We start from the raw sequence: 25,540 nt of genomic DNA on the forward strand, positions 1-25,540 counted from the left end.
CTAATGACCGCGTTTTTCAGTGTAGTGGAAAGCGTAAGGGCTTATAACTGATCTACAAGCCTGATTGCATCACCGATGTATGTAGCAGGCGTTAATGCCTTAAGCTCTGCTTTGGCCGCTTCTGGCATATCTAGGTTATCAATAAACTCAGCAATGACCTCAGCGTTTACTTTCTTACCACGGGTCAGCTCTTTTAGCTTCTCGTATGGCTTTTCAATACCGTAACGACGCATAACAGTTTGAATAGGCTCTGCAAGCAGTTCCCAATTGTTGTTTAGCTCGTTAAGTAAGCTTTGCTCATTAACTTCTAACTTGCTAATACCTTTCAAAGTAGCCTGATACGCAATAACCGCATAACCTACACCTACGCCAAGGTTACGTAGTACGGTTGAGTCAGTAAGGTCACGTTGCCAGCGAGAGATAGGAAGCTTAGCTGCTAAATGGTCAAAAATAGCGTTCGCCAGACCTAAGTTACCTTCTGAATTTTCGAAATCGATAGGGTTAACTTTGTGTGGCATGGTAGAAGAGCCGATTTCGCCAGCTACCGTTTTTTGCTTGAAGTGACCCAGTGCAATGTAACCCCAAACGTCACGGTCGAAATCGATAAGAATGGTGTTAAAGCGCGCAATGGCATCAAACATTTCTGCAATATAGTCATGCGGCTCTATTTGCGTAGTGAACGGGTTCCAGGTTAGACCTAGTGAGGTAACAAACTTCTCTGAAACTTCGTGCCAATCTACATCTTTATACGCTGACAAGTGTGCATTGTAGTTGCCCACTGCACCGTTAATCTTACCAAGTAACTCAACACCTGCGATTTGGCTACGCTGACGCTTTAGGCGAATAGCCACGTTTGCCATTTCTTTACCCATGGTGGTAGGTGAAGCAGGCTGACCGTGAGTACGTGCCATCATAGGTACGTTCTGGTAGCGCTTAGCAAGCTCTACTAGCGCTTCAATTAATTTGTCACAGTAAGGAAGAATAACGGTCTCGCGGGCTTCGCGAAGCATTAAGCCATGTGAAAGGTTGTTGATGTCTTCAGACGTACACGCAAAGTGGATAAACTCATTTACTGCTGAAAGCTCACTATTGTCGGCAACCTTCTCTTTAAGAAAGTATTCAACCGCTTTCACATCGTGGTTTGTTGTGCGCTCGATTTCTTTGATGCGCATGGCATCTTCAACACTAAATTCAGCTACTATTTTGTCTAGTAGTGCATTTGACGTGTCTGTAAAAGCAGGAACTTCTTCAATTTGTGGGTTAGTAGACAGCATTTGTAACCAACGTACTTCTACTTCTACACGGTATTTTAATAAGCCGTACTCACTGAAAATACTGCGTAATTCTACGCTTTTGCCAGCATATCGACCATCGACAGGGGAAATTGCAGTTAACTGACTCAGTTCCACCTTAAGCTCCTCACTAGTTTATTAATCGTAGTGCTTTAACAGCACTGTTAAGAATGTGTTTGCGTTTAAATAAAATGTTTCTTCGTTTTCCACCCATCTGACGCCACATTACTGCAGCCCTAACACCTGCAAGCAAAAGCGCACGCACTTTATGCTGAGTGGCAGGTTGGCTTAAATAATCTGGGTTACCAGCTACCTGAATACGCGGTGCTAGCGGACTGATGATATCGCTGTAAATGCTCGCTAAGGAGGAGACTATTTGTGGGTTTTGGAAATCGATGTGAGCAAGCTGGCGCTGAACATGGGAAATACGTTCGCCCAGTTCCTGCATTGCTTTAGGCTTTCTCGCTAGCTTTCTTTCAAGGCCTAGAATACTAGCAATATAGCGGGTTAATTCCGTATCTTTTGTTGCTTGTTTGTCAGATAGCTGTGCTGCGAGTGTGGTGTAACCGGTTTTTAAGTTAGCGAGCTGGCCGAAAACCTGTTGAGGTGTTTCTGGGTCAGTAACCAGTATGCTCGATAAGCTGGCCTCTATAGCCTCGTTATCGGCAGAACCTCGTCTGGCAAGCTGCTGAACCAGCGCAGCAGCTTGACATACACCAGCAAGAGCTAGGTTATTTTCTATGTCGGTATCTAACATCAGCGAATATAACTCTCAATAATACCGCCGCCAAGGCAAACTTCGTCACTATAGAACACCGCTGACTGACCCGGCGTTACCGCCTTCTGCGGCTCATCAAACATCACTTCAATGGTGTCGTCTTGAGTTGGCGTTATTGTACATGGGATATCGGCCTGACGATAACGGGTTTTAACTACCGCGCGCACAGGCTCTGTAATTGTTTTTCTATCCACCCAGTGTAGCTGCTTTGCTACCAAGCCTTTCGAGTATAGGCGAGGGTGGTCGGCACCTTGGCCCACAATAAGCACGTTGCGAGCAACATCTTTATCTACCACATACCAAGGGTCGTCACCGTATTTGGCTAATCCACCAATGTGTAAGCCTTTACGTTGACCTAGCGTGTGGTACATCAAGCCTTCGTGTTGGCCAATTTCTTCGCCTTCTGCTGTTTCAATAACGCCAGGCTGAGCTGGAAGGTAACGAGCAAGGAAGTCTTTAAATTTGCGTTCACCAATAAAACAAATCCCGGTAGAGTCTTTCTTATCGTGAGTGATAAGACCTTGCTCCTCGGCAATTTTGCGAACTAATGGCTTTTCGATGTCGCCCACAGGGAAGAGCGTTTTTGCAACATGCTCTTCGCCTAACGTGTAAAGAAAGTAGCTCTGGTCTTTATTGTTATCAAGACCGCGTAGCATTTGCCATTTACCGTCAACTTCTCGGCGACGAACATAATGACCAGTTGCAATGTAGTCAGCGCCAAGGTCTTCTGCTGCAAATTCAAGAAACGCTTTAAACTTAATTTCTTTGTTGCACATAATATCTGGGTTTGGCGTACGGCCCGCTTTGTATTCCTCTAAGAAATACTCAAACACGTTATCCCAGTACTCTGCTGCAAAGTTAATGGTGTGCAGTTCAATGCCAAGTTTGTCAGCAACCGCTTGTGCATCTTTTAAATCTTCCGCTGCGGCACAGTATTCATCGTTGTCGTCTTCTTCCCAGTTTTTCATGAAAAGACCTTCAACCTGATAACCCTGTTGTTGGAGTAGGTAGGCTGAAACAGACGAATCGACACCGCCGGACATTCCGACGATCACTTTTTTGCTGGCGTTAGATTCAATATCACTCACTATGGATTGCACACTCATTTGATTAATAAAAAAGAAACCGTATTTGTTAAATCAGTCACCAATTAACATGTTGATAAATATGCTAAGGCGCTTACCCACTCAGTGGGCTATACCACCAATCAGCCACTTACAAATCGGCCCGTTTTCGAGGTCGCGGATTTTATCAGATTCCGTTAGCTAATTCACATTTAATCCTTATCTGATTAAGTAATTAAATATGTGCCAAGCGGCCGTTGGTTTTTGCTGTAAAAAATTGTCTATATGCATAGATGAACAGCAACCTTTAACAGCGCTAAAAATCCGTGACGTTTCGGTGCCTCTTTTAGTGTGGTCAAGGAAGGTGATTTCAAGTATTAGAAATTGAATTGCCTTTAAAAGTGAACGTAGCTGCCATTATCAATACCATCAATGGTCCAATTACCCACGCGATATCTGATGAGCCGAAGGGTGGGGTAGCCGACGTGCGCCGTCATACGTCGCACTTGTCTGTTTCTGCCTTCTGTAATGGTAATTTCTACCCAGCTAGTAGGGATCGACTGTCTAAAGCGTACGGGCGGATTCCGCGGCCACACGCTAGGTGCTTCCATGGCCTTTACTTTAGCGGGGCGAGTCATTCCATCTTTTAATTCCACGCCGTCACGCAGCGCCTGCATTGCTTTTTCGTCCATAATACCTTCAACTTGCACCCAATAGGTTTTGCTGGTTTTAGCTTTTGGGTTAGCAAGTTTATGCTGAAGCTTTCCGTCATTGGTGAGTACGAGAAGACCTTCCGAATCTCTGTCGAGTCGTCCTGCGGCATACACACCGGGAACATCAATATAGTCCTTTAGGGTTTCTCTACCGTCTGCATCAGTAAATTGAGAAAGAACTTGAAAGGGCTTATTAAAAAGCACCACTTTAGCGTTTGAAGACATATTACTTCCGCTTGTTTAAATTCAAAATTTCGGGGGGGATTTTACGACAAATGACGATGCTTCGCATGGGAAAATCAACCGCAAATAGTGGTTTGCTCAATGAAGTTTGTCGATAAATTCGGTGATCTTATGAGTTAAGACAATGGTATGACTTGTAACTCAAACTTTCGACCCTATACTAATGGTCGCTCCCATTTTTATAAGAGAGCGCATCTGCATAATTATTAGACAGTTTTAGCAGTGATAAGCGGGCTTGCTTATACATCGTATCTCGAAATTGCGTACGACTAGGTAGTCGAGTGCAAAGCCATGAGATGCATATTGCTAACATAGGGAATTGAATAATATGTAGGGAAGAAAACAGCAAGTGACCTAGTGCTTAATAAAAGCAAAAGGTGGAAAACATCAAATACGTTTCGCAATGACTGTGGGCGTGACATGAACATGTTGCGGGTTGTTGCGACCTAATGGACTAAAGACGACAGTACCCTGTCGAGAAAATTGAGGTATATAATGACCAAGTCTAAGATCATCTACACGAAGACTGATGAAGCGCCAATGCTGGCGACTTACTCACTTCTTCCAATCATCCAGAAGTTTGCTGCGGCTGCAGATATCGACGTTGAGCTAAGCGATATTTCACTTGCTGCACGTGTTTTGGCAAATTTCCCTGAGTATCTTTCTGAAGAGCAAAGAGTGCCAGACGCGCTAGCTGAACTGGGTGAGATGACCCAAGACCCGAACGCTAACATCATCAAGCTTCCAAACATCAGTGCCTCAATTCCACAGCTTCGTGCAACTATCAAAGAATTAAACGCTAAAGGCTTCAACGTACCTGCGTTCCCTGATTCACCGAAAACAGCTGAAGAAGAAGAAATTCGTGAGCGTTACGGTAAAGTACTAGGCAGTGCGGTAAACCCTGTGCTACGTGAAGGTAACTCGGACCGTCGTGCACCGACAGCGGTGAAGAACTATGCCCGTAAGCACCCGCATTCAATGGGTGAGTGGTCTCAAGCTTCTCGTTCGCACGTAGCGCACATGCGCGGTGGCGATTTCTACTCTGGTGAGAAGTCTGTAACCGTGGAAAAAGACGGTCACGTTAGCATCGAATTTACGGGTAAAGATGGCAGCAAGAAAACCCTTAAACCGCGTGTAGATTTGCTAGCTGGCGAAGTTATCGACGGCATGTTTATGAGCAAAAAAGCGCTGTGTGAATTCTTCGAAGAGCAAATTGAAGATGCGAAAAACACAGGCATTCTTTTCTCACTACACGTAAAAGCGACCATGATGAAGGTGTCTCACCCAATCGTATTCGGTCACTGTGTAAAAGTATTTTACAAAGATCTATTCAACAAATGGGGTGACTTGTTTGAAGAGCTAGGGGTTAACCCTAACAATGGTCTTGGTAGCGTTTACGACAAAATTGCGAGCTTACCTGAAAGCCAGCGCTCAGAAATTCAAAAAGATATCAACGCATGTTATGCCGACCGCCCTCCAATGGCGATGGTGAACTCTGACAAAGGTATCTCGAACCTTCACGTACCTAGTGACGTAATTGTTGATGCCTCTATGCCTGCAATGATCCGTAACTCGGGTCAAATGTGGGGGCCAGATGGAAAGGCGCACGACACTAAAGCAGTTATTCCAGAAAGTACTTATGCAACCATTTACCAAGAAGTTATCAACTTCTGTAAAACGCATGGTGCATTCGACCCGACAACGATGGGTACAGTGCCTAACGTTGGTCTAATGGCGCAAAAAGCAGAAGAGTACGGTTCACACGACAAAACGTTTGAACTAGAAGCAGACGGTACTGTGTCGATTATTGACCAAGACGGCAATGTTCTTATCTCTCACGATGTTGAAGAAGGTGATATCTGGCGTATGTGTCAGGTGAAAGACGCACCTATTCAAGATTGGGTTAAGCTAGCAGTAACGCGTTCACGTCAATCTGGTATGCCTGCGGTATTCTGGCTAGATGACGAACGTGCTCACGATGCGCAACTTATCAAGAAAGTTGAAAAGTACCTACAAGACCATGATACCAACGGTCTAGACATTCAAATTATGTCTCCTGTACGCGCTATTCGCTACAGCATGGAACGTGCAATTCGCGGTCTGGATACCATTTCAGTAACGGGTAACGTACTTCGTGATTACCTTACTGATTTGTTCCCAATCCTAGAGCTTGGTACCAGTGCTAAAATGCTATCAATTGTTCCGTTGATGGCTGGTGGTGGCCTTTATGAAACGGGCGCGGGCGGTAGTGCACCTAAGCACGTGCAACAGTTCGTTGAAGAAGGTCACTTGCGTTGGGACTCACTCGGTGAATTCCTGGCACTTGCTGTATCGCTAGAAGATGTTGCTATTAAGCACAGCAACACTAAAGCAAAAGTTATTGCTACTGCACTTGATAAAGCAACGGAAAAACTACTAAACAATGGTAAGTCTCCGCTTCGTAAAGCAGGTCAGTTGGACAACCGTGGTAGCCATGTTTACCTAGGTCTATACTGGGCTGAAGAAGTAGCGAACCAAACGGAAGACGCAGATCTAGCTGCGCAATTTAAGCCAGTGTATGAAGAGTTGTCTGCGAAAATTGACGACATCTTGGCTGAGATTGATGCAACGCAAGGTAGCGCGCAAGAAATTGGTGGTTACTACTACCCTGACGAAGACAAGCTTTTCGCAACCATGTCTCCAAGTAAGACATTAAAAGCTATCTTAGGCGCATAGTATTTTGTGTATATGCGTTAGGCTTAAAGGTCTAGCGCATAGAATAGTATTCTCAAACCTGAGAAGCTATTTCAAAACAACGTTTAAAAGCCCTCTCTTCAAACGAGAGGGCTTTTTTTATGTAGAACCACTATACCTGCGCTAACACGCCGCGATTACGAACATTTTATACCAATCCGCATAGATAATTGCCCTCTCAGAAGGCGCTGGCAAGTTTCCTAGCGAAGCGTGGGAATGCAGGAATGGCTGTTCCCTTTCAAATTCCCAGAATGAAGCTAGGAAGCTTACCAGGCCTTCCCGAAGGGCGAGTTTAAAATGTCCGTACTCTTTGTTGTGTCACCTTGATGTAGATCCACTATACCTGCGGTAACACGCCACGATTACGAACATTTTAACTCTCGCTGAGTGGGTAATTATTTATGCGGACTGGTATTAAGCCTAGCTGAGTAGGCAATGGTCTACGCGGACTGGTATAAGGGCTAATAAAGGGTAGGGCGATATACCTTATGTTTTGGAAAGGAATGTATAAGAGGGAGATAAAAGGAACAGGAAAAAAGCTCGTTGATTGTTTACTTTGTACTATTACGCAACTTTAATACACAACGTTAAGACAACGTAATGCTTATTTTTGTAGGGAAAATTAAAACGCACTTATCCGCACAGGCGCTTTACTGCACCTACACATTTTGAATGGCAAGAAAAGCAAAAGCCCGACGTAAAAGGTCAGGCTTTAAAAATTCTTTTCTTAACGCTCTGGTTCTTCTTTGAAGCCAATGTTCTCAGCGTGAAGACCTTTAGGCCCTTGCTGAACTTCGAACGTTACTTCTTGACCCGCTTTTAGCGAACGGTAGCCTTCCATTTGAATCGTAGAGTAATGCGCGAAAATATCTTCGCCGCCGTCCTCAGGAACGATAAATCCAAAACCCTTTGCGTTGTTAAACCATTTAACTTTGCCAACCGCCATACTTCGACTTCCTCTTAATCCTTGAACTCACGAGTATATGCCCCCATTATAGATCCGGAGACACGATGGAAAGAGTATTGATTGTAGCTGCTACGCAGTAAGTTATGTCGTAGCTAACGTGCAATACTCAAAACCACTATACAAAATGTAGATTTTTTAACCATATTATGTCAAGGGCAAATGTGAATAAATTTATCCAAAAGTTTGTACACATATGTGCCATTAAACCACTATTATTAAGTTATGAGTAAAGACAACGCTATTAGTATCGAAAAGGAAAAACAGAAAGACGCGCAGCGACAGAAGCCGCAGCCGCCTCCCATGTATAAAGTGTTGTTGAACAATGACGACTATACACCGATGGATTTTGTCATTGAGGTACTCATGCAGTTTTTCAATATGGACGCTGAGAAAGCCAACCAACTTATGCTGACCGTTCATTATCAAGGAAAAGCCGTGTGTGGCATTTTTACTGCTGAGATAGCAGAGACAAAAGTGATGCAGGTTAATCAGTACGCACGCAAACATCAGCACCCGTTGATGTGCACGATGGAGCAGGCATAAGGTTTTTTGTAGAGGGCGAGCAATATGTTAAATAAAGAATTAGAACAAACGTTAAATAACGCGTTTGTATTTGCCAGAGAGCATCGTCATGAGTTTATGACGGTTGAGCACTTGTTGTTGGCATTGCTTGATAACTCAGCTGCTCGCGATGCGCTCAAAGCGTGTGGTGCCGATATTGAGGCAATTAAAAGCGAACTGTTAGCTTTTGTTAAAGATACTACGCCTCTCATTTTAGATGACCAGTTAAACGAACGCGAAACTCAGCCCACGCTCGGTTTCCAGCGCGTGCTGCAGCGTGCGGTATTCCACGTTCAGTCGTCTGGTAAGGACGAAGTTACTGGCGCCAACGTACTTGTTGCTATATTCAGCGAGCAAGAGTCTCAGGCCGTTTATATTCTCAAGAAGGCGGATGTAACGCGCTTGGATGTGGTGAACTTCATTAGCCATGGTGTAAGCAAAGCGGATGATGATGAGCCCGTAAACCCCGAAGCGTCGGAAGAGGCTGAAGCAGGCGAAGAAGGTGGCTCAGCATTAAGCAAATACGCAACTGACCTGAATCGTCACGCGAAAGACGGCAAAATAGACCCGTTGATTGGCCGCGATTCGGAAGTAGAGCGCACTATTCAAATTCTATGTCGTCGTCGCAAAAACAACCCGCTGCTAGTAGGTGAAGCGGGCGTAGGTAAAACGGCGATCGCAGAAGGTCTTGCATACAGAATCGTTAACGAAGACGTGCCTGATGTTATTGCTGAAAGTACCGTTTACTCACTGGATTTAGGTGGCCTTCTTGCTGGTACCAAATACCGTGGTGACTTTGAGAAGCGTTTGAAAGCAATTCTGAAAGAGCTTGGCAAAGACAAGAACGCCATTTTGTTTATTGATGAAATCCATACCATTATTGGTGCTGGCGCTGCGTCGGGCGGTGTAATGGATGCGTCAAATTTACTTAAACCTAAGCTATCAAGCGGTGAACTACGCTGTATCGGCTCAACCACATATCAAGAATATCAAGGTATTTTTGAAAAAGACCGCGCCCTTGCACGTCGTTTCCAGAAAGTTGACGTTACTGAACCTAGCGTCAGCGATACCACAAAGATACTGCTTGGCCTTAAGAGTCGCTACGAAGAGCACCACAATGTGCGTTTCACACAAAAAGCGATTCAAGCTGCGGCGGAATTGTCGGCTAAATACATCAACGAGCGTCACCTTCCAGATAAAGCCATTGATGTAATGGATGAGGCGGGTGCAAGCCAACGTCTGTTGCCGCCTTCTAAGCGCAAAAAAACGATAGGTGTGGGCGACATTGAGCAAATTATTGCAAAAATGGCGCGTATCCCTGAGAAGTCTGTATCGGCTTCTGACAAAGAGGTGCTTAAGAACCTTGGCCGCAACCTTAAAATGGTCGTGTTTGGTCAGGATAAGGCTATAGAGACGCTTAATGACGCTATATTGCTATCACGTTCTGGACTTGGAGCTGAAGCAAAACCAATTGGTAGCTTCTTATTTGCCGGTCCAACTGGTGTTGGTAAAACAGAAGTAACCCAACAGCTGGCTAAAATCATGGGTGTTGAGCTTGTACGTTTTGATATGTCTGAGTACATGGAACGTCATGCAGTTAGCCGCCTCATTGGTGCGCCTCCTGGTTACGTTGGTTTTGATCAAGGCGGTCTGTTAACAGATGCAGTAATCAAAAACCCGTACTCAGTAGTGCTGTTAGATGAAATTGAGAAAGCGCATAGCGATATCTACAATATTCTTCTTCAGGTTATGGACCACGGTACGCTCACTGATAACAATGGACGTAAGGTTGACTTTAGAAACGTGGTGTTAGTGATGACCACCAACGCAGGTGTTCAAGAAACCGTACGTAAATCTATTGGCTTTAAGCAGCAAGATCACAGTCACGATGCGATGTCTGAAATCAATAAGGTGTTTACACCTGAATTCAGAAACCGCCTGGACGGTATTATTTGGTTTAATCATCTTGATCCAGAAATCATCTTGCAGGTGGTAGACAAGTTCATTATTGAGCTTCAGGCACAGCTTGACGTTAAAGGCGTGTCGCTAGAGGTCACCAGTGCAGCCCGCGCTTACATGGCTGAGAAAGGCTATGATAAGGCAATGGGAGCACGTCCTATGGCGCGCGTCATTAAAGATGACCTTAAGAAAGAGTTGGCGAACGAGCTATTGTTTGGCGAGTTATCTAAAGGCGGAAACGTTAAAGTAGACTGCGTTGATGACAAACTTACCTTTGAGTACACAGGTGTAGGTGCAACGTCTGAAGAAGCAGAGCCAACCTAATGTAATAAAGCAAGTAGCGCTAGGTAGAAAGACTAATGTCGTCTATCAAGCGCTAAATCTTCTTTAGTAATTTTGATTCTAAGCGATAGCGCTTCGAGGATGAAATAGGTAAAACCCAGATACGAAAAAGCCCGATCTTAATCGGGCTTTTTTTATGCGTTACCGCTTAAATGGCTCATTATCTTGCGCGATAAACGATACGACCTTTGGTCAAATCGTAAGGAGTCATCTCAACGGTGACCTTATCGCCAGTAAGAATACGGATATAGTTCTTACGCATTTTACCAGAGATGTGTGCAGTCACTACGTGACCGTTTTCTAGTTCAACGCGGAACATAGTGTTAGGTAGCGTGTCTAACACAGTACCTTCCATTTCAATACAATCTTCTTTTGCCATGTAAAGCAGTTACCTCAGTAATTCAAAATTTTTGCCGCGCAGACCTTACCCAATCTTGGGTTCGGTGTAAAGCAATTAAGTGGGTATTTTACTATTTTTGCTAAATAGATGCCATTCATTGTCACTAAACTGCTCAAATGGCAAAAATTTGTGTTTATAAGACATTTTTTGACAGCCCTCTACGTAATAGCCCAAATAAACATAGTGGTGGCCTAAACGCCTCGCTTCCTGAATTTGCATGAGTATCATCCATGTACCTAAAGACGCAGAGCCATAGTCAGGGTCGAAAAACGTGTAGAGCGCAGAGAGTGCACCCATATGTTCGTTAGCATCGACAACGTCAGTTACAGCCACTGCAATGAGCTTGTCGCCATCATAGGCCTCTAGGTAATGGGTTGTCATCCAATCACACAAAACGAAATTGTCGAACTGGGTTCGTGACGGCGGATACATACTACCGTCGGCATGTCGCTCCGTAATGTAGCGTTCATACAACGGGTAGTATGTGCTTTTAGTTTCACTAACTAGCTGAACGCGAAACCCTTGATTGGCCTTTAATAGCCTTTTTTGACTGCGAGAGGGGGTATAAGCATTCACCGGAATTCGCACCGACTTACACGCCTTGCAGGCTGGGCAGTGTGGACGGTAAATTTGTTCACCGCTTCGTCGAAATCCCACTTGAATAAGTTGCGAGTATCGCCACGCCTGAAAATCATTGTTTTCGGCGTATACTAATAATTGCTCTTGCTCATCGGGCAAATAGCTACATGAAAATGATTGGGTTATACCAAACTTCACGGAGTAATCACTCTTGGCTTCCAACGATTAAGGTAGTCTTCTGACAGCCTACCGTCTTCAGTTAAAGTGTGGTTGTTGTTTTCCAGTTTTTCAATAAAGTTTTCACGGGATAACACATTCGCACCAAGGGATGCCAAATGATCGGTAGGAAGCTGGCAATCAATAAAGGCCATATCGTGAGACTTCATGTGCTCAACCAACGCCATCATAGCAAGTTTTGACGTATTACTTTCCCGGTGAAACATCGATTCACCGCAATATACCTTGCCAATTCCAACGCCATATAGTCCACCCACCAGTGTTTCGCCGTCCCAAACTTCCACAGAGTGTGCTAAACCCAAACCATTGAGCTGCCGGTAAGCCCCAATCATGTCATCGGTAATCCATGTTTCGCTATTGAGTTCACCTGTGTTTGGATTTTTACGAGGGGTTGATGAACAGGCTTCAATTACACGGTCGAACGCGTAATTTAACGTTACCGTGTATTTTTGTTTTCGAGCAAGCTTCTTAAGGCTTTTCGATGCGACAAAATTGTCGAGTTCAATAATGGCTCTGGGGTCGGGTGACCACCACAGCAGCGGTTCGTCATCACTGAACCAAGGGAAAATGCCCTGTGAGTAGGCAGAAAATAAACGTGCAGGACTGAGGTCGCCACCAAATGCTAGCAGGCCGTTAGGTTCGTCTAATGCAGTGTCGACTGGAGGGAAGGGCGCGCCTTCTTCGATGTAATGTAACGCTATCATAATCGGGCCAGAAAAAAGCCCCACTGAACAGCAGGGCTTGGGAAACAGTACTAACCTTGTTCAGGCATCGTACCGTCTAAGTATTTTTCAGCATCTAGCGCCGCCATACACCCTGTACCTGCTGATGTAATGGCCTGACGATAAATATGATCGCTCACGTCACCTGCAGCAAACACACCTTCAACGCTTGTTTGCGTCGCATTGCCGTTTGTACCGCTGTTTACAACGATATAGCCATCTTTCATTTCAAGCTGCCCATCAAAGATATCGGTATTCGGTTTGTGACCGATAGCAACGAATAGACCCATAACATCAAGCTCTTCAGTGGCATCACTGTTCGTATCTTTAATACGGACTTTGGTTACACCCATTTCGTCACCGAGCACTTCATCTAGTGTACGGTTTAAGTGTAATACCACGTTACCGTTTTCTGCTTTATCACGAAGGCGTTGCTCAAGAATTTTTTCACTTCTAAAGCTATCTCTTCTGTGAATAACATGTACTTCTGATGCAATGTTTGAAAGGTAAAGCGCCTCTTCAACAGCGGTGTTACCACCACCAATTACCGCTACTTTTTGATTGCGGTAGAAGAAACCGTCACAGGTTGCACAAGCAGATACACCTTTACCCACAAACGCTTGCTCTGATTCAAGACCAAGGTATTTAGCTGAAGCACCTGTAGCAATGATTAGTGCGTCACACGTATAAGTACCGCTATCTCCGTAAAGCGTGAAAGGGCGCTTCGAAAAGTCGGTCTTATTGATGTGATCGAAAATAATTTCAGTATCGAACTTTTCAGCATGCTTTTGCATACGAACCATTAGATCAGGACCAGTAAGGCCTTCAGGATCGCCCGGCCAGTTTTCTACTTCTGTCGTGGTAGTAAGCTGTCCGCCTTGTTGAATACCAGTTAACAGTACAGGTTTAAGGTTTGCACGTGCAGCATAAACCGCTGCTGAATAACCTGCAGGGCCTGAACCCAAGATAAGTAGACGGACGTGTCTGCTTTCTGCCATTTTCCTCTCCAAATAATTCACCCAATAGGGTTACTTATAAAATTTCTCTTAGAAAGCTAGGTAGGGGCGAAAATCTGTAAATCAAGCTCAACACCTAGTTACTTTTATTATAGTAATTTGCCAATACAGAATCTGCAGGGGATGTCGACACGCTTCAAAGAAAGACACAACAAAGCCATGCAGCATAAAGATTAGGCTCAAAAGCTATATGATGCCTTTAAGCGACGAAAATGTCACTTAAAGATAAGATGAACTTATGCCTTTTAATTCTTAGCGTTGTTGATATTTTAACGCTTCTTAATTTAATTATTGAGCCAAGCTTACAGCAATGACGCTTAAAAAGTGGATAGCGATTATTGAAACGGCGTGTCGGGGTGAATTGTCAATCCACCATCTGAAACCGCTATTTCAACGAAACTTAATTAACAAGTCAGATATCTAATTTGCTAAAATCGACAGTGATAGCTTCTTGCTGCAAATACGTACTGATTTAGTAGAACCAGTTTGTATTAGCCAAAAAGCGGATTACAATTTAGTTAGATCTATCGAATAATGACGTTAGTAATATCGGTACTGAGGCCGGTAGAAGTGGTTTAATGAAGAGGTGAGGCATGTCTCAATCAATAATGACAATGTTGAAAAACGGTCAGCAGTACATGAAGACATGGCCTGTGAGAAAAGAACTCTATGCCTTTTTTCCAGAGTGCCGCGTTGTCGCTGCGACTAAGTTCGCGATTAAAACTATGCCACCAGTCGCGATGGTGTCATGCGCGTTACTTTATCAGAACCTAGGTGCTGATTATTTGCCTCAAACCATCACAATAGGTGCTTTTTTCTTAAGCTTACCTATGCAAGGTTTACTTTGGTTAGGCCATCGTTCTGATCAATACTTACCGCCCCAGCTGAAAAGCTGGTATCAAGAAATCCACTCTAAAATGCGTTCGCAAGGAGTGGCTATAACCAATGCTAAGTCAAAGCCCAAGTACAAAGAGCTAGCCCAACTGCTTAAAACAGCCTTCAACGACCTAGACAATGCGTTCACGAAGCACTGGTTTAACTAAAAGATAGCGACGCATCCTAAGTCAGCCCTTCGCTTACCACTGTTTTTGGCGAAACGCTTAGGACGTTCTAAGCAAGGCCTGACACTTCCTACATTTGTATTGTGCCCCTTTTAAAATATTATTGTGTCTGCGTGCACTTAGCGCATAAGTGTCACAGTCACACACATAATGAAAAGTGCGGGCTACCCGTTTCACGTCAAATTGATGGGTAGCATTAGGCGTGCAGTTAAATACGCTGCGCATTATCGACTGCCATTCTTTGCCGTGGGGCTGAACTCTGCCAAACAGAACCCATACCAACAAATGGCTGACTTCGTGTGGTACCACGTCACTTAAAAAGGCATCGATATTATCTTTAAACAGAAGTGGGTGAAAATTCACGCGGTTTTGCTGTAAAAACGCAGTGCCCGCATTTTTCCCCGACCGTCTAAAAGTGATGGTAGGGCGCTTGAACGTTTGCTTGAAGTATTGCTCTGCTTGCTCATAGCAATAAAAAACAGCGTCGGTAATAACGCGACGCTGTTCTTGAGTTAAGTCATTTGAAGCGATGTTGCTGCCTCTGTCTTTTTACTGTTTCTACTTATTTGCTGCGCGTATTATTTAACGTCACAAGGTAAACATAGCACGTAGGTACCCTTAGGGTCGTTTAGTTGGTTTACTAAACTGAACTCTTTAAGTACGCGCTTAAATTCATTTACCAGTGCAGAGTCGGCATGGGCAAATTGCCATTTGCCCACAAACGTCATTGCCTGGCCAAAGAATTCCTTCCAGAAAATTTCCTGGGCACTCAGCGTACGTTGTACGTAGAATGTATCATAATTTTCTAGCTCGGCGAGCTCGGCCGCAGCAACTACAGCATCGTCAACCGTACCAAGCTGGTCTACCAAGCCAAGTTCAATTGCATCTTCGCCAATCCACACGCGTCCTTGGGCAACACTATCCACTTCTTCTACCGACATACCACGAGCATTTGAAACCAACGACAAGAAGTTTCCGTAAGTGTTTTCAACGTTGCGCTGAAGAATCTGACCGAATTCTGGTGCTAGTGGACGCACAGTAGAGAAGCCTGCAAGCTCTGTAGAGCCCACACCGTCACTGTGAATACCTAAATAATCCAGAGAATTCTCGTAGGTCATAAACATACCAAACACGCCAATCGAGCCTGTAATTGTGCTAGGGCTTGCAATTATTCTATCGGTACTTGCTGCAATCCAATAACCGCCTGAAGCTGCATAGGTGCTCATAGAAGCAATAACGGGCTTGCCTGCTTGTTGTAGCTGCAACACTTCCTGACGAATAATTTCAGAGGCGAATGCGCTGCCACCAGGAGAATCAATCTGAAGAACCACTGCTTTTACGTTGTCGTCTAGACGTGCCTTTCTTAAAAGACGAGCGGTGCTGTCTCCACCTATAGTACCGGCTTTTTGATTACCGTCTAAGATGGTGCCCTTGGCAACTACAATCGCCACTTTATCCATGTCTGACTCGATAACCGGCATAGGCGGGTTAACAACTTTAAGATAGGTATTGAACGAAGTGAGGTTAACGCCGTGATTGTTTTCATCTTCACCGACTAACTCAGTGAGCTCCAATCTTACTTCTTCGCGGGTCTTCAATGCGTCTACCCAATTATTCTCAAGCGCATACTGTGCGAAATCGCCGCCTGCCGCTTCAAACTTTGCTAATAAACCTTCAAGGGTCTCGTCAAAGTTTGCTTCATCGATACCGCGAGCTGCTGCTACGTCCGCTTTGTATTGCGCCCAGTAACCATCTAACCACTGTTTCTCCGCTTCTTTTGCTTCTTCAGACATATCATTTCGCATGATAGGCTCAACAGCAGATTTATAAGTACCAACCCGGAAGATATGCGTGGTTACTTTTAACTTTTCTAGCATGTCTTTAAAGTACATGCCATAACGGCCGTAGCCTTCAAACATTAACCCGCCCATTGGGTTCAGATAGATGCTATCAGCGTGTGCTGCCAAGTAATATTGGTCTTGGGAAAAGTAATCGCCAATGGCATAAACGGGCTTTTCAGATTCTTTAAACGCGTCAATAGCATTAGCTACGGTGCGCAACTTGTCTAAACCACCGCCGGTAAGACCTTGAAGGTCAAGAACCAAAGCTTTAATACGGCGATCCTTTTGCGCATTTTCAAGCACTTTCACTACATCGCGTACCAGTACTTCTGGGTTTTCAGGTTCACTGCCTAGCGATTCTTGTAAGAACTGTTCGAAAGGATCAATGCTTTCTTTTTCTATAACTAGCTTGCCGTTAAGCGTAAGAAACAAAGCACTGTCTTTGTTTACGGTAAACTGTTCATCGTCCTGACCAGTTATTGCGATTATCAATCCAACAAAAATAACAATGAATATCAAATTAAAGAAAAGTTTGCGGGTGAAGTTAAGCACCGTCCACAAGCCAATAAACAAGGATTTAGTCCAATTTCCTTTGGCTGCCATTTTAATCACTACCTTTTTTTGAATTAACTAACCAGAGCAAGATAGATCAGGCATACCTTACTCACGTACTGCATTCTATTATGTTACCTAAATCGAGTAAGATCGCGAACTTAATTGTAATTTTTTGTGAGTGTCTTTGTTTTCGGCGACTTACGATGACTTTTATTTTGCGTTCTTTTTTTCGTCTTGTTCCAGCCACTTTCGAATGAGGGAGGCAATACGTTTGTGACTATCCTCGCTCATCGTCATAAGAAATTTTCCATTCTTTGCTTTATAGCCGGTTTTTCCATGGCCCTTTTTCATTAGTCGTAAAAACGGTGAGGGCTTATTTTCGCGCGATGAAATTTTTTTCATAAAGTGCCGTTCTTATTTCTTAATCACACAAAGTAGGCAAAACAATGACACACATTTACCAACAAATCGTAGCCCGACTGCAAGTGGCAGATGGCATTCCTTTACTTTTATTACGCTTGTATTTAGCACCAGTGATGATACAGGCTGGCTGGAATAAAGCATCCAGTTTCGACAGTATTGTAGATTGGTTTGGTAACGATGATTATGGGCTTGGTTTACCAATGCCTTTGGTAATGGCGTTCTTAGCTACAGCCGCAGAACTCGTGGGCGGTGTTCTATTGTTATTGGGAGCATTGACGCGCTTGGTGAGTATTCCATTAATGGTAACCATGATAGTCGCTATGGTGAGTGTTCACGCTAAGAATGGATGGCTCGCTATTGCTGATGCGTCTTCATGGTTAGCCGACGGTACAATCTTACTGAATGAAAACATTATGGCTGCGCCAGAAAAGCTTGCGGCAGCTAAATCATTGTTACAAGAGCATGGCCATTATGACTGGCTTACATCCAGCGGTAACTTTGTGGTACTTAACAACGGCATCGAATTCGCTGCGACCTATTTTATTATGCTTTTAGTTTTGTTTATCTATGGTGGTGGACGCTTCTTTAGTGTCGATTACTATGTGAATAAAGCCATGCGTTCTAAAAGTAATTAGGGACGCTCCATTTGCTGTACAAAAGACCGGAATTTTCTGGTCTTTTTCGTTTATGAACCGTAGGATCTAGCATTCAGGTTAGGTAAATTATTGTTGTTGGCACGCTTGTCTCGATTGTGAAAATCGAAGCGTGATAATAGCAACGCGAAAAAATAAAGTAGGGACGTAAATGGACGCATTAACATTGTTACTCAACAGAAGTTCTCAGCCTCGATTGGAAGCGCCAGCACCTAGTGGAGATGCCTTAGAGAATATTATGCAGGCTGCACTACGTGCCCCAGACCATGCTTGTCTTACTCCGTGGCGTTTTATCGTGTGCACAGGAAAAGGGCTGGATAAGCTAGGTGCACTCTATGAGCAATCCGCTATTGAAAATGAAAAGTCGCAGAAAGAAATTGAACGTGCCGTGCAGCTTCCTCACCGCGCTCCTATGGTTATCGTAGCCATCGCAAAGCATGTGGAACATGAAAAGGTACCGCGTGTTGAGCAGATAGCGTCGGCAAGCTGTGGCGTTATGGCGATGCAAATGGCAGCAGTAGCACAAGGATTTAACGGCATGTGGCGCACCGGTGGCTACGCACACTGTGAGACGGTAAGAAACGGATTAGGTTTAAGTGAAGAAGACGAGCTGGTAGGTTTCTTATATTTAGGAACACCAGCGTTTGAGCCTGCACCTAAACCGCAAAGAAATAGTAACGACTACTTTGAATTCTGGCAGTAGTTGATACCTATTCGAATAAACTGCCGCATTAGATAGCTAGCGGCGGGTAATAAGGGTCTTATTTTTATAAGTAAGCTAAAATAAGACCCTAACATTTAACCTAGAAAGATAGGTCTACATTATAACCAGCGAACTTCCTGATATTAATAACGCGATCGCCATCTAGCATCCAGTATTGCCCTTTGATACCTTGCAATACACCAGTAAATGACGGTGTCTTATCTAAGTTTAAAGATTTTATCTTTACCGGATAATCTTCAACAGGGTAATGAATATCATGGATAGGCGTAGTCACTTCTGATACTGCTTGAAGCCCTTTTTCTTGCTTCAGCGCTTCTAGCTCACTTTCAATTTTACCCATTAATTCGGTTTTGACCTGTTCTAGATCAACCTCGTCAGGTTTGCCCTTTAACATTGTTCGCCAATTGGTTTTATCTGCAATGTGATCCTTGCATAACGTTTCAACCAAACCACTGGTAAGCCTGTCAGGAACTCGCAGCATTACGGTAGCTTGCGTAGCTCCTTGATCCATCCACCGCGTAGACACGCCTTCGGTGACTTGACGAGTGATGCCCACTTTTACCGTACCTGTGTTAGCCAAATAAACAAAATGCTCGCTAAAGCAATGTTCTTCACCCCACTGAGGTTCTCTGCACGTCCCTTCGTGGTAATGGCACTTTTCTGGCTTAATAATGCAGCTATCGCATTGTGCCAGCGATATCAAACACGGGTAGCAGTATCCTTGGTTGAAGCTTTTTTTGGTTTTGCGGTTGCAGTGAACACAGTTGATTTCACCAGAGTAGGTTACCGTTACTTCCTTGCCGATAAGAGAATTGATATCTACCAGCTCATCACCAATTGGAAGCGAGTAGTGCACGGTATTGCTTTCATCGGCGGAGGTACGCATTTTTTTTAGCATACCCGAATATGTTGTTATCACTTGTTGAAACCTTTTTCTTAAAAACTTTATTTGTAACGCTGCTAGTCGCTTAATTCGCCACGCAGGTTTTGCGTTAATAGATGGCTTATTTCCTCAAAAGGAAGCCCTTTACTTAATAAGTAGTGCAGTTTCGCGAGGGCAGCCTCGGGCGTCATATCGCTACCCGATAAAACTCCTACTTCTTGTAGGCCATGGCCAGTGGCATAGCCACCCATGTTTACGCGACCGCGCATACACTGGGTACAATTCAAAACAGGAATTTCTCTGGCTTTTGCGTATTTTAACTGTGCAATAAGCTCAGGGTTCTGAGGTGCATTGCCCACACCATAGCTCAGTAAAATCAGTGCATTCACCGGCTGCTGCAGCGTGTTTTTAATGACCTCTGGCGCAATACCGGGATACAAACTAACCATGCCGATCGGTTGGGCTTTGACGTTCGATACCGTTAAGGTGTTATTTGGTGACTTCGCTAATTCACCGGCTTTCAGACGAATATTAATGCCAGCTTCTAACAGTGGAGGAAAGTTAGGGGAGTCAAAGGCACTGAATCCATCTGCATCTACTTTGCGGCTGCGGTTGCCACGAAGTAGTCTGTTGTTGAAGAACAGTCCGACTTCGGCAATGGGGAAGTTCGCGGCAACATATAACGCGTTTAGAAGGTTGACTTGACCATCTGAGCGAAGCTCTGCCAGTGGAATTTGAGAACCGGTAACAATGACAGGTTTTGACAAATCCTCAAGCATGAAACTCAACGCCGAGGCGGTGTATGCCATGGTGTCTGTACCGTGCAAAATAATGAAGCCATCATACTTGTCGTAGTTGTCGGCGATATCATCGGCAATACGCTGCCAGTCAGACGGATCCATGTCTGATGAATCGATAAGGTTATCGTATTCATGTAGTGTAAAAAGGGGCATTTCAGAACGGTGAAACTCCGGCATCTTTTTCAGTGTGTCTGACAAGAAGCCTGCAGCGGGTACGTAGCCTTGCTTAGACGGCTTCATACCAATAGTTCCACCTGTATAGGCAATATATATATGTTTGCGCATGAAATGACCTTACCCTTAATTTGGGAATACTTTTTAAAAGGGGATAGCGTAATTTGACGGGCATTCTAACAATACCCACGGGTTTGTCACCCTGAAATACGAAGGCACAAAAAAGCGGTGAAGATCACCGCTTTTATTCTGTATCAACTTTTTAGCAACGTTAGGCTGAGCCCTATGCTGAAGTTCGGTACTACTTAACTTCTTTACCCGCTGCTTGTTGGTCTGCATGGTAGCTCGAGCGGACCATAGGGCCACATGCTGCATGCGTGAAGCCAATTTCTTTTGCGTAATCACCAAGGGCGTCGAATTCCTTAGGGTGTACGTAGCGCTTAACCGGGTAGTGGTGACGGCTTGGCTGAAGGTATTGACCCAGCGTAAGCATGTCCACATTGTGAGCGCGCAGATCATCAAGTACGCCTTGAATTTCTTCGTTCTCTTCGCCCATACCCATCATCAGACCAGATTTGGTCATCACGTCAGGGTGTTGCGCTTTAAACTTCTTAAGCAAATCCAACGACCATTGGTAATTCGCGCCAGGGCGACATTCACGGTATAAACGCGGGATCGTCTCTAAGTTGTGGTTGAACACATCAGGCACGCCGTTTTTGAAAATCTCAAGTGCACGATCCATACGTCCACGAAAATCGGGTACTAATACTTCGATTGTCGTTGTTGGACTGTGTTCGCGAATGGCGTTAATACAATCTACGAAATGCTGAGCGCCACCGTCGCGAAGGTCATCGCGGTCAACAGAAGTAATAACCACATAGCGCAAATTCATTTCTGCAATGGTTTTAGCCAGCTTCTCAGGCTCTTCTGCGCTCGGAGGCAGTGGTTTACCGTGGGCTACGTCACAGAAAGGACAACGACGGGTACAAATATCACCAAGAATCATAAAGGTGGCTGTACCGTGGTTAAAACACTCGGCAAGGTTAGGACAACTCGCTTCTTCACACACAGAGTGAAGATTGTTTTTGCGAAGTGTCTGTTTGATGTGATCAATTTTCTCGGTAGTACGAGGAAGCTTGATTTTAATCCACTCCGGCTTGCGCAGCATTTCTTCCTTTTCAGTAGGAATAATAGTGACGGGAATGTGTTTTACTTTTTCATCATCACGGAGTTTTACCCCCGCTTGAGGTCGTGCATTACTCATCAAAACCTTCTTTGTATGTTGGCTGTGCAATGGAAAGCGCTTCTAGCAACAAATGCGTTAATTCATTACCAGCGGTCTCAAGCGTAGTTGGACCATTGAGGCGCGCGGTATCGATCATTTCCATACCGGCATAACCGCAAGGGTTAATACGCTGAAACGGTGATAGGTCCATATTAACATTTAAAGCTAAGCCATGAAACGAGCAGCCATTACGTATTCTTAAACCTAATGAACAAACTTTCTTCTCATCGACGTATACGCCAGGCGCATCGGGCTTTGGGTACGCGGTTACGCCATATTTTTCGAGTAGTCCGACCACCGCTTCTTCCATAGCAGTGACTAAATGACGAACACCCAGTTTTCTGCGCTTAATGTTTAGCATCAGATAAATAACTTGTTGCCCTGGACCGTGGTAGGTCACTTGGCCGCCCCGGTCAACCTGAACAACAGGAATGTCACCAGGCATAAGTATGTGTTCAGCTTTGCCCGCTTGTCCTTGCGTAAAGACAGCATCGTGCTCAACAAGCCAAATTTCATCCTGGGTGTTTTGGTCGCGTTCATCGGTGAAGCGCTTCATCGCCTCGAAGATAGGCTCATACGGCTGACGCCCTAACTGACGTACTATAACGCCGTTTGCGTCAGACGCTATCGACTGCTCATTCACTTAAAGTACAACCCTAACCAGCTCTAATTTGGCAAGTTCAGTGTAAATGGTTTCCATGTGCTCTTTACTGGTTACACGCACACTGATAGACACCGAGTGGTAAGTACCTTTACTACTTGGTTTTACGTTAGGCGAGTAATCGCCTGGCGCATGTTGCTGAAGGCAGCTCACTACCTGTTGAGGTAGGTCTTCATGAGCAACGCCCATGACTTTAAACGTTTGGTTTGTTGGAAAATCTAGTAATTCGTCGAAACGGGTATCCATGCGATATCCTTGGTACTTAAAATATCATATAAAAAAACGGCCAGATTGTAACAAATCTGGCCGCTTCACAACTAGCTTTTTAACGTATTCAGTAAAGGTGTTTACTCGTCGTCAAATCCTAGCTGAAGCATAATGTAGTCTTTCATGCGATTAAAGAAGCTGCCTTCTTTTACTTCTTGAAGGGTAACTAGGGGATAACTAGCCACATCTTCACCGTCTAGTTGTAGATAAAGTTTTCCAACAACCTGACCTTTTGCAAGTGGTGCTTCAAGCTTGTCATCAAGTTCGAAGTTAGCTTCTAAATTAGCCGCCTGACCGCGTGGAATAGTAATGGGGGTAGATTGATTAATTCCAAGGTCTACTGTCTCTCTATCACCCATATAGATGCGGTGAGCAACGAAACTATGACCAGCTTGGTATGGCGTAAGTGTCTCGTAAAAACGGAAGCCATACTTAAGTAGCTTTTTGTTTTCAACTTTACGTGCACGTTCGCTATCAGTCCCCATAACTACAGAGATTAGACGCATACCGCCTTGCTCTGCAGAAGTGATTAGGCTGTAGCCCGCATCAGACGTGTGGCCAGTTTTAATGCCATCAACGTTTAAGCTTTTGTCCCACAACAGGCTATTGCGGTTGTATTGCTTAATGCCGTTGTAGGTGAATTCCTTCTCGCTATAAATCTTGTACATTTCTGGCGTTTCTGCGATAAGCGCGCGAGACAGAATCGCCATGTCACGAGGGGTAGTGTAGTGGTCAGGGTCGTGAAGACCGTGAGCATTAACCCAGTGAGAACCACTCATGCCAAGTGATGCCGTGTGTGCATTCATCATGCTGGCAAAAGCAGATTCTGAACCTGCTACGTGTTCTGCCATAGCAACACAGGCGTCGTTACCTGACTGCACAACAATGCCACGCAGTAAGTCACGTACTGAAACTTGTGTACCTACTTCAATAAACATTTTTGACGAGTCAGGGAATTTCTTCGCCCATGCGTTTTCCGAGATAGTCACTTCGTCGTCTAAGCTGATGTTACCGGCCTGTAATTCTTTGCCAATAACATAAATAGTCATTATTTTCGTTAAGCTCGCAGGAGCAAGCTGCATGTCCGCATTTTTAGATGCAATCACATGACCCGTTTCAAAGTCGGTTAGAAGAAAACCTTCTGCGGCAACTGAAGGAGCAGGCGGAGTGACTACGGCAGCATTTGCTGTGTGTAGTAAAGTGCCTATCACCAAAAAGGCAAATGAAAGTAATGACGGTTTAGCGCGTTGAATTATTCTGAGCATGGTTCTAATTTCTTTGACCGTTTTATCCGTGTGAGTTAAAGCTTACCCTATTGTTGCGATGACCGCGAAACGATGACCGCAAAACATGGCTACCCAATTTTAGCTTTTGTCCAATTCGTAACCGAATTCTGTTGTTTCACCTACTTATTAGCTGAGGTGACGAGAGATCTTAACGAAAGGCTGCTTATAAGACTAGGTTTTATCAAAAAAGTTTACGCGATTGTAGGTATTAGGCGAAGAAACCGTGATATTGCCTGCTGAATGACACAATGCTGCCACAATGTCGTTGTTTTTATGAGCGTGCGACAACCCAACTAACTACATGGTCTGCGTAATCGCGTAAGCGTTGGGATAGCCATTTTGCTTTAATTGTTCAAGAACCTCCGCGACGACAGCTTCATCGTGGATAGGGCCAAGCTGTAGTTTATAAATGTTATCTGCTACTGGCAGGTGAGCGGGAATTTGATATAACGCCGATAGCACGTTAGAGATAGATTTTGCCTTCTCGGCGTTTGAAAGCGCAGCAACTTGAATATAAATCGCATCACTTACCACGTTGCTACTATTCTCACTGCTGCTTGAGTTGGTATCCGCGGTGTTCGAAGAGGGGGCTAATGGCGGGGTGGGTGAAGTTGCTGCCAAGGCCGGTGCGGGTACTACCGCAATACCCAAATATTCATCGTAAGTAACGGTTGGACTGTTTCCCACCGTCACATTGTTTTGTTCGTCAAAGTGGATAACTTCAAGTTTGACTCGCGCTGTGCCTTTGCTGTGGTAGCCTAGTTTTACTGCGGCTGCATACGACAAATCGATAATTCTATCATCGTGAAAAGGGCCGCGGTCGTTAACGCGGACGATCGCTTGTTTGTTATTTTCCAAGTTAGTAACACGCACGTAAGAGGGCAGTGGCAATGTTTTGTGAGCCGCGCTCATGGCAAACATATTGTAAGTTTCGCCATTTGAGGTTAAGTGACCGTGAAACTTCTGACCATACCAACTGGCATAGCCGACCTCTTCATAGCCTTTGCCACTATCCATTGGCGTGTAGTGCTTGCCTAGTACCTTGTAAGGCCTGCTGTTAAACATGCGGTAGGCTTCGTATTTTGGTACAGCATCAAGTGTTTCTGGTTTCTTGGCAACGTGCTTAGGCGCTGAGTCTTGCTTTTGAGTATAGCGACCAGATTGTGTAGGTGCACTTTGGCATCCCACTAATGCCAAAACTATAAAAACAGCTGAGCCATAGCGAAAGAACTGTCCGTTTGCCAGATTTTGGGCAACAAGACCCGCATTAACTAAACCCGCTTTTACAAAATCAAGTACCGAAAAAAGGCGTTGCAACATA

The 25,540-nt window shown here is 44.5% G+C and carries 25 protein-coding genes; 6 read left to right on the forward strand and 19 right to left on the reverse strand.

The features are described 5' to 3' along the window. Nucleotides 1–41 precede the first annotated feature (41 nt). From purB to AC0J2X_RS17430, 4 genes are all read right to left on the reverse strand, one after another. Complete coding sequence (purB, locus tag AC0J2X_RS17415) at nucleotides 42–1,409, reverse strand: adenylosuccinate lyase (RefSeq protein WP_039229483.1); 1,368 nt, start codon at nucleotides 1,407–1,409, stop codon at nucleotides 42–44. A 13-nt stretch (nucleotides 1,410–1,422) separates the two neighbouring features. After that, complete coding sequence (hflD, locus tag AC0J2X_RS17420; RefSeq protein ID WP_014949326.1) at nucleotides 1,423–2,049, reverse strand: high frequency lysogenization protein HflD; 627 nt, start codon at nucleotides 2,047–2,049, stop codon at nucleotides 1,423–1,425. Then, nucleotides 2,049–3,176: a tRNA 2-thiouridine(34) synthase MnmA gene (gene mnmA / locus AC0J2X_RS17425; RefSeq protein WP_044556785.1), complete on the reverse strand. Its 1,128-nt coding sequence runs from the start codon at nucleotides 3,174–3,176 to the stop codon at nucleotides 2,049–2,051. Before mnmA ends, hflD begins: the two co-directional genes overlap by 1 nt. Nucleotides 3,177–3,529: 353 nt before the next feature. Beyond that, the gene (locus AC0J2X_RS17430; RefSeq protein WP_014976399.1) at nucleotides 3,530–4,072 is read right to left on the reverse strand and encodes an rRNA large subunit pseudouridine synthase E; all 543 of its coding nucleotides are present in this window, start codon (nucleotides 4,070–4,072) and stop codon (nucleotides 3,530–3,532) included. A gap of 513 nt (nucleotides 4,073–4,585) precedes the next feature. Here AC0J2X_RS17430 and AC0J2X_RS17435 point away from each other — a divergent pair. After that, a complete protein-coding gene (locus AC0J2X_RS17435) occupies nucleotides 4,586–6,805 on the forward strand; it encodes an NADP-dependent isocitrate dehydrogenase (RefSeq protein ID WP_472996254.1) in 2,220 nt (739 codons plus the stop codon). Between the two features lie 745 nt (nucleotides 6,806–7,550). Here AC0J2X_RS17435 and cspD read toward each other — a convergent pair. Next, on the reverse strand, nucleotides 7,551–7,769 hold the full coding sequence (cspD, locus tag AC0J2X_RS17440; RefSeq protein WP_014949330.1) for a cold shock domain-containing protein CspD: 219 nt from the start codon (nucleotides 7,767–7,769) through the stop codon (nucleotides 7,551–7,553). A gap of 243 nt (nucleotides 7,770–8,012) precedes the next feature. On the opposite strand from cspD, the gene clpS reads away from it, so the two are divergent. Both clpS and clpA read left to right on the forward strand, forming a co-directional pair. After that, entirely contained in the window at nucleotides 8,013–8,333 is a 321-nt protein-coding gene (clpS, locus tag AC0J2X_RS17445) for an ATP-dependent Clp protease adapter ClpS (RefSeq protein WP_014949331.1), read from the forward strand. Between the two features lie 24 nt (nucleotides 8,334–8,357). Continuing rightward, nucleotides 8,358–10,634 carry an ATP-dependent Clp protease ATP-binding subunit ClpA gene (gene clpA / locus AC0J2X_RS17450; RefSeq protein ID WP_014949332.1) on the forward strand — a complete coding sequence of 759 codons (2,277 nt, stop codon included), beginning with the start codon at nucleotides 8,358–8,360 and terminating at the stop codon, nucleotides 10,632–10,634. Nucleotides 10,635–10,812: 178 nt separating this feature from the next. Here the strand turns inward: clpA and infA are convergent, their stop codons facing one another. The 4 genes from infA to trxB all read right to left on the reverse strand — a co-directional run bounded on the left by infA (nucleotide 10,813) and on the right by trxB (nucleotide 13,588). After that, nucleotides 10,813–11,031: a translation initiation factor IF-1 gene (infA, locus tag AC0J2X_RS17455; protein WP_014949333.1), complete on the reverse strand. Its 219-nt coding sequence runs from the start codon at nucleotides 11,029–11,031 to the stop codon at nucleotides 10,813–10,815. Between the two features lie 75 nt (nucleotides 11,032–11,106). Beyond that, nucleotides 11,107–11,829 carry an arginyltransferase gene (locus tag AC0J2X_RS17460; protein ID WP_069944251.1) on the reverse strand — a complete coding sequence of 241 codons (723 nt, stop codon included), beginning with the start codon at nucleotides 11,827–11,829 and terminating at the stop codon, nucleotides 11,107–11,109. Next, nucleotides 11,826–12,572, reverse strand: coding sequence for a leucyl/phenylalanyl-tRNA--protein transferase (aat, locus tag AC0J2X_RS17465; RefSeq protein WP_061486964.1), 747 nt, complete (start codon nucleotides 12,570–12,572; stop codon nucleotides 11,826–11,828). Before aat ends, AC0J2X_RS17460 begins: the two co-directional genes overlap by 4 nt. A gap of 50 nt (nucleotides 12,573–12,622) precedes the next feature. Next, nucleotides 12,623–13,588, reverse strand: a complete 966-nt coding sequence (gene trxB / locus AC0J2X_RS17470) for a thioredoxin-disulfide reductase (RefSeq protein WP_069944252.1) — start codon at nucleotides 13,586–13,588, stop codon at nucleotides 12,623–12,625. A gap of 611 nt (nucleotides 13,589–14,199) precedes the next feature. On the opposite strand from trxB, the gene yfbV reads away from it, so the two are divergent. Beyond that, nucleotides 14,200–14,649: a terminus macrodomain insulation protein YfbV gene (gene yfbV, locus AC0J2X_RS17475; RefSeq protein WP_014949337.1), complete on the forward strand. Its 450-nt coding sequence runs from the start codon at nucleotides 14,200–14,202 to the stop codon at nucleotides 14,647–14,649. A gap of 57 nt (nucleotides 14,650–14,706) precedes the next feature. On the opposite strand, the gene AC0J2X_RS17480 is transcribed toward yfbV, so the two are convergent. From AC0J2X_RS17480 to AC0J2X_RS17490, 3 genes are all read right to left on the reverse strand, one after another. Further along, a complete protein-coding gene (locus AC0J2X_RS17480; protein WP_081333993.1) occupies nucleotides 14,707–15,198 on the reverse strand; it encodes a SprT family zinc-dependent metalloprotease in 492 nt (163 codons plus the stop codon). Between the two features lie 47 nt (nucleotides 15,199–15,245). Further along, entirely contained in the window at nucleotides 15,246–17,111 is a 1,866-nt protein-coding gene (gene sppA / locus AC0J2X_RS17485; protein WP_014949339.1) for a signal peptide peptidase SppA, read from the reverse strand. A 162-nt stretch (nucleotides 17,112–17,273) separates the two neighbouring features. Then, nucleotides 17,274–17,465: a hypothetical protein gene (locus AC0J2X_RS17490; RefSeq protein WP_069944253.1), complete on the reverse strand. Its 192-nt coding sequence runs from the start codon at nucleotides 17,463–17,465 to the stop codon at nucleotides 17,274–17,276. A 44-nt stretch (nucleotides 17,466–17,509) separates the two neighbouring features. On the opposite strand from AC0J2X_RS17490, the gene AC0J2X_RS17495 reads away from it, so the two are divergent. Both AC0J2X_RS17495 and AC0J2X_RS17500 read left to right on the forward strand, forming a co-directional pair. Then, nucleotides 17,510–18,121 carry an HvfX family Cu-binding RiPP maturation protein gene (locus tag AC0J2X_RS17495; protein WP_014949341.1) on the forward strand — a complete coding sequence of 204 codons (612 nt, stop codon included), beginning with the start codon at nucleotides 17,510–17,512 and terminating at the stop codon, nucleotides 18,119–18,121. A 169-nt stretch (nucleotides 18,122–18,290) separates the two neighbouring features. Further along, complete coding sequence (locus AC0J2X_RS17500; RefSeq protein WP_014949342.1) at nucleotides 18,291–18,842, forward strand: NAD(P)H nitroreductase; 552 nt, start codon at nucleotides 18,291–18,293, stop codon at nucleotides 18,840–18,842. Nucleotides 18,843–18,942: 100 nt separating this feature from the next. Here AC0J2X_RS17500 and AC0J2X_RS17505 read toward each other — a convergent pair whose 3' ends face one another. The 7 genes from AC0J2X_RS17505 to AC0J2X_RS17535 form a co-directional block, all read right to left on the reverse strand. Next, on the reverse strand, nucleotides 18,943–19,782 hold the full coding sequence (locus AC0J2X_RS17505; protein ID WP_081333994.1) for a DUF2797 domain-containing protein: 840 nt from the start codon (nucleotides 19,780–19,782) through the stop codon (nucleotides 18,943–18,945). A 41-nt stretch (nucleotides 19,783–19,823) separates the two neighbouring features. Then, entirely contained in the window at nucleotides 19,824–20,831 is a 1,008-nt protein-coding gene (gene ansA, locus AC0J2X_RS17510) for an asparaginase (RefSeq protein ID WP_069944254.1), read from the reverse strand. Between the two features lie 190 nt (nucleotides 20,832–21,021). Continuing rightward, the gene (gene lipA / locus AC0J2X_RS17515; protein WP_014998236.1) at nucleotides 21,022–21,984 is read right to left on the reverse strand and encodes a lipoyl synthase; all 963 of its coding nucleotides are present in this window, start codon (nucleotides 21,982–21,984) and stop codon (nucleotides 21,022–21,024) included. Then, the gene (lipB, locus tag AC0J2X_RS17520) at nucleotides 21,977–22,648 is read right to left on the reverse strand and encodes a lipoyl(octanoyl) transferase LipB (protein WP_014976409.1); all 672 of its coding nucleotides are present in this window, start codon (nucleotides 22,646–22,648) and stop codon (nucleotides 21,977–21,979) included. The genes lipA and lipB overlap by 8 nt, the downstream gene beginning before the upstream one ends. After that, on the reverse strand, nucleotides 22,649–22,912 hold the full coding sequence (ybeD, locus tag AC0J2X_RS17525; RefSeq protein WP_014949347.1) for a DUF493 family protein YbeD: 264 nt from the start codon (nucleotides 22,910–22,912) through the stop codon (nucleotides 22,649–22,651). Between the two features lie 101 nt (nucleotides 22,913–23,013). Then, nucleotides 23,014–24,198, reverse strand: a complete 1,185-nt coding sequence (locus AC0J2X_RS17530; RefSeq protein ID WP_014949348.1) for a D-alanyl-D-alanine carboxypeptidase family protein — start codon at nucleotides 24,196–24,198, stop codon at nucleotides 23,014–23,016. 318 nt (nucleotides 24,199–24,516) lie between these two features. Beyond that, nucleotides 24,517–25,539 carry a septal ring lytic transglycosylase RlpA family protein gene (locus tag AC0J2X_RS17535; RefSeq protein WP_014976410.1) on the reverse strand — a complete coding sequence of 341 codons (1,023 nt, stop codon included), beginning with the start codon at nucleotides 25,537–25,539 and terminating at the stop codon, nucleotides 24,517–24,519. Between the last annotated feature and the right edge of the window lies 1 nt (nucleotide 25,540).

Source organism: Alteromonas sp. R7 (assembly GCF_055755235.1).